The sequence below is a fragment of the Frankia sp. CcWB2 genome, assembly GCF_977927585.1.
This window is the reverse complement of sequence record NZ_CDWRCM010000142.1, coordinates 8,383-12,307: the sequence shown is the minus strand read 5'-3', so window position 1 is coordinate 12,307 and position 3,925 is coordinate 8,383. Positions and strand designations below refer to the sequence as shown.

Annotated in this window: 5 protein-coding genes and 2 pseudogenes; 3 read left to right on the top strand and 4 right to left on the bottom strand. The window is 68.0% G+C overall.

The features are described from left to right. Positions 1 to 177: 177 nt before the first annotated feature. The 3 genes from ACY45C_RS14995 to ACY45C_RS14985 all read right to left on the bottom strand — a co-directional run bounded on the left by ACY45C_RS14995 (position 178) and on the right by ACY45C_RS14985 (position 1,559). A complete protein-coding gene (locus ACY45C_RS14995) occupies positions 178 to 801 on the bottom strand; it encodes an HAD family hydrolase (RefSeq protein WP_462188214.1) in 624 nt (207 codons plus the stop codon). Positions 802 to 969: 168 nt separating this feature from the next. After that, complete coding sequence (locus ACY45C_RS14990; protein ID WP_462188215.1) at positions 970 to 1,290, bottom strand: type II toxin-antitoxin system PemK/MazF family toxin; 321 nt, start codon at positions 1,288 to 1,290, stop codon at positions 970 to 972. Next, a complete protein-coding gene (locus ACY45C_RS14985; RefSeq protein WP_023842085.1) occupies positions 1,290 to 1,559 on the bottom strand; it encodes a hypothetical protein in 270 nt (89 codons plus the stop codon). Before ACY45C_RS14985 ends, ACY45C_RS14990 begins: the two co-directional genes overlap by 1 nt. An 84-nt stretch (positions 1,560 to 1,643) precedes the next feature. Between ACY45C_RS14985 and ACY45C_RS14980 the strand changes: the two are divergent. After that, a pseudogene (locus ACY45C_RS14980) lies at positions 1,644 to 2,129 on the top strand (SAM-dependent methyltransferase); the annotation flags it as partial. 119 nt (positions 2,130 to 2,248) lie between these two features. Here the strand turns inward: ACY45C_RS14980 and ACY45C_RS14975 are convergent. Next, positions 2,249 to 2,563, bottom strand: a pseudogene (locus ACY45C_RS14975) (hypothetical protein); the annotation flags it as partial. 406 nt (positions 2,564 to 2,969) lie between these two features. Between ACY45C_RS14975 and ACY45C_RS14970 the strand changes: the two are divergent. Further along, complete coding sequence (locus ACY45C_RS14970; protein WP_462188213.1) at positions 2,970 to 3,284, top strand: helix-turn-helix domain-containing protein; 315 nt, start codon at positions 2,970 to 2,972, stop codon at positions 3,282 to 3,284. Beyond that, positions 3,284 to 3,925: HipA N-terminal domain-containing protein (locus ACY45C_RS14965; protein ID WP_462188212.1), on the top strand; the 642-nt coding region annotated here is incomplete at its 3' end. The genes ACY45C_RS14970 and ACY45C_RS14965, both read left to right, overlap by 1 nt.

Sequence of the window (3,925 nt, the reverse complement as noted above, 5' to 3'; positions counted from 1 at the left end):
TGAATGGACACGTCGTGCCTGTACCTCCATCAAGGTTCTGACCGGCATCTTTTGGGTGATCGGGTCGCATCCCGGGTCCATCCCTGGGGTGCACATGCCGCGCGGCTCGGCCGATGGGACTGTGCGGCGACATGGTTCCAGCGGCCCGACGTCTGGTGGAATCCTGCTGCGAGTGAATCAACCCGTGTGGTCTGGGATGACGTCATGTCGGGCGAGCAAGGGGAGCAGGGTGTGGCGGCCCTGGGTGATGGTCCACTGCTCCGCGGCGAGACCAGCGATACGGGCGCCTGCGATGTTCTTCTCGTTGTCGTCGATGAACAGGATGCTGGCCGGGTCCACGCCGATGCGGCGGGCGGCCTCGGTGAAGAAGGCGGGGGCGGGCTTGGCGATGCCGAGGTCGCAGGAGTAGCAGCTGACGTCGAACAAGCGGTCGTAGCCAAGCGCCGAGCGCATGTAGGCGGCGCGGTGCCGCTCCTGGTTCGTGCCGAGATGGACACCGTAACCGCGCAACCGCAGGGCCCGGACCAGCGCGAGAGATTCGTCCATGACGTCGATCCGGTGCCACACGTCTCGGTACACGTCTTCGACCGGCGTCGATACGGCGAACTCGGCCAGGGTCGCCGCGAGCACCGGCATGTAGTCACCGCGCCCCGCGAGCATCGGGAGCTCGTCCTTCCAGGTCCGGTGGAGGAACTCCCGCGAACGCTCGCCCAGGTACGGCTCCATCGCCGCGTACCAACCTCCAGGGATCTCCTGAAGGACTCCGTCCGCGTCGAACAGCACGTGCCTGACGCCTGCCACCGATCTTCACCTCCTTTTCGAGACCGGGTCAATGGGGCAGCCGTTCTCACAGATGTCCCACAGAGTCTGGCCCGCCAGGCGGAGGCTGCTGGGGGGACGTCCACAAGATGCCCGGTGGGTGTCCAGTCGTGAGGGGAGGTTGATCTACGGGGAGCACCGGGCGACGCGTTAGCGAAGCAGGCCGAGGTAGCACGAGAGGGTGTGCTCGACCTGGGCCATGTCATCGCGGGAGAGGTAGTCCACGAGTTCACCCGCGACATAGGCGCTGTCGATGGTCCGGATCTGATCGATCAGGATCCTGGTCGACCGTCCCGCAATGATCACCTCTGGTCTGAAGGTGGATGCCTGCGCGCTGGTCGACGTGGGAGCGATCGTGACCGTGGACCACGTGTTCTGTTCCATGCTCAGGACGAGGCCGAGCCGACGCCCCCGCTGTTCATGCCCGCGCTTGGCGTCGCCGAGGTCGACCGGGTATACCGCCCCGCGGATCAGGGCTGGTCCTGGGACCTGGCTGGTACCGCGAGGTTCGTACCTGTGATCACGATGTTGCCGTTGGTGTCATACCCCCACGCGTCGGGCTCGGCGGACAGGTCCTCGTTCCGCAGCCGGTGCATGTCCTCGCGGGCGCGCGTCTCCCACGCCTCCCGGTCCAGCAGCCGCAGGGCACGCCGGATGACGTCGCTGGTCTTCTCGTCCTGACGGCGGTTGGCCTCGACGATCCGGAGGTCCTCTTCGGTGGGACGGAACCCGACACTCATGAGGCCACCGTACAACAAACGTACAACAGTCGGGGTGGGTTTGGCGGACGCGCAGATCGAGGCATGTGTGTCCTGGGGGTGGTACCGATCGTGCTCACCCACGCCCGTGCGCTGCTGGCCAGCACCCCGCAGGGGCGCACCGCCTACCTCGACGCCGACCTGCGGGACATCGACAGGATCCTCGCCGCCCCGCAGCTACACAGCACCCTCGACCTCACTCGGCCGGTCGCCCTGTCCGTCATCGCGATCTTCCATTTCATCCCCGACGCGGATAACCCCTACGGGATCGTGCGCCGGCTCCTCGACGCGTTGCCGTCGGGTAGCTACCTTGTCCTCACCCACGGCACCGGAGATTATGATCCGGACGCGGATCGGGGGATGAACACCTTCCGGCAGACGGGGATTCCGTTCCAGCTCCGCAGCCGATCCGAAGTCGAACGTTTCTTCGACGGCTTGGAGCTAGTCGACCCCGGCGTTCAGCTGGCCCACCGCTGGCGGCCGGACAACCCAGATACACGGGCTCTGACAGACGCCCAGGTCAATATCTACGGCGGTGTCGGCCGGAAGTAGGCGGACGGCCCACCGGACCGGGCGTGGTGGAGCCCGGCCGCGGACCGGGCCCGACAGCGGACTGGGCCCGACAGCGGACCGGGATGGTTGCGGAAAGTGATAGCGGAAAGTAGCAGCGGCTAGGTGGGTGGGGTGAAGGTGGGGTCGGGGGTGTCGGAGCCGCGCCACAGGTAGGCGGTCAGCCGCTGGCCGTGTTCCCGTTCCTGCTGGGGGTTGGCGGGCAGGGGCCAGCGGAGCTGGGTGTAGAGGACGGTGCGGTGCTGGTCGTAGGCGGCTTCGATCAGGTCCCCGAAGACCTGGGCCCGGGCCGGGACGATCACGACGACGGCGGTGACGGCGACGGCCAGGCCGATCGGGATGGCCAGGATGGTCAGGGGTGCGAACGCGCAGAACAGCGGCCCCCAGATCGCGGTGGTGACCGCACTGTCCGGTGAGCTGCAAACGGTTGGTGTAGTCCGCGGCTCCGGCGACCCGGTGGGTATTTTTCCACCCTGCCGGGTGCTTTGTCTTCCAGGACGACAGGTGTCGTCGCCGCCGTCAGCGGCGGGGTCGGCACCGGGGACGTGCGGGGCAACCTGTTCGCCGATGACCCGGATCGCGATGAAGGAGACCGCGGCGTCTCCACGCCATCCAAGATCATCGTGGCCCCGCCGGCTCGGCGTCTCGCGTGAGCCGGCAGGAACGTGGGCCGGCAGGACAATCTCAGACGGCCCGGGTGGGCACGCGATCTACCCGTCATGACCGTCTTCGCCCCGGCCTGCCCCACCTGGTCAGCCACCGCCTGGAGGCAGCCGCACTTAACGGCGAACTTAACCGCCGTAGGCTCGTATGATGCTGGCTATGGTCGGTGACAGGGCCTCGCATGCCACGCCGTTGTCGGTGGCGCGGTCGCTGCGTCTGCTCGGCGAGCATGTGTCGACCTGGCGGAAGCTGAACCGGCTGACCGCGGCCCAGGTCGCCCAGCGAGCCGGGATCTCCCGGGACACGCTGCGCGCCATCGAGCAGGGTAAGGGCACCGCGAGCACCGAGAACCTGTTCAGGGTGCTACGCACCATCGGGATCATGGATGCCGTCGTCAGGGCCACCGACCCGTACGAGACCGACATCGGCCGGCTGCGCATGGACGAGATCCTCCCCAAGCGAGTACGGCGCTGATGGCCGGACGGGATCCTGTCGAGGTCACCGTCGAGATCGACGGGCAGGAGACCGCCGCCGGGACGTTGTGGCTTCACGACCGCGGCGGACAGAGCGCCACGTTCCGATATGCCGACGCCTACCTGACCAACCCGGCCGGATACGACCTCGACCCGGCGCTGGCCAGAGCCGCCGGCGTCTTCCACACGCCGCCGGGGTCGGCCATCTTCAACGCGTTCGCCGACAGCGCCCCCGACCGATGGGGCGAGAACCTCATGAGGCGTGAGGAGCGCGAGCGCGCCCGCGCCGCCGAGACCACACCTCGCACTCTCGGTAAGGCCGACTTCCTTCTCGGCGTCCGCGACGACACCCGCCAGGGAGGTGTCAGGTTCCGCCAGCCGGCGACCGCCACCTACTATTCGACGCACCGGCACGCGGTCCCACGGCTGATCGACCTGGCCCGGCTCATGCGAGCAGCCGACCGCGTCCGCGCGGAGGGCGACTTCGACCGCGACCTCGCGGACCTCATCGACGCAGGTAGCTCGCTCGGCGGCGCGCGCCCCAAGGCGGCGGTGCGGGACGTGTCCGGGCGGCTCTCGATCGCCAAGTTCCCGCGTTCGGACAGTGACGAATGGGACGTGGCCGGCTGGGAGGAGGTACAA

Bases quoted from the DNA above. Each gene is read 5' to 3' on its own strand.
- ACY45C_RS14985 (WP_023842085.1), bottom strand. From the start codon at position 1,559: ATGAGTGTCGGGTTCCGTCCCACCGAAGAGGACCTCCGGATCGTCGAG.
- ACY45C_RS14970 (WP_462188213.1), top strand. From the start codon at position 2,970: ATGGTCGGTGACAGGGCCTCGCATGCCACGCCGTTGTCGGTGGCGCGG.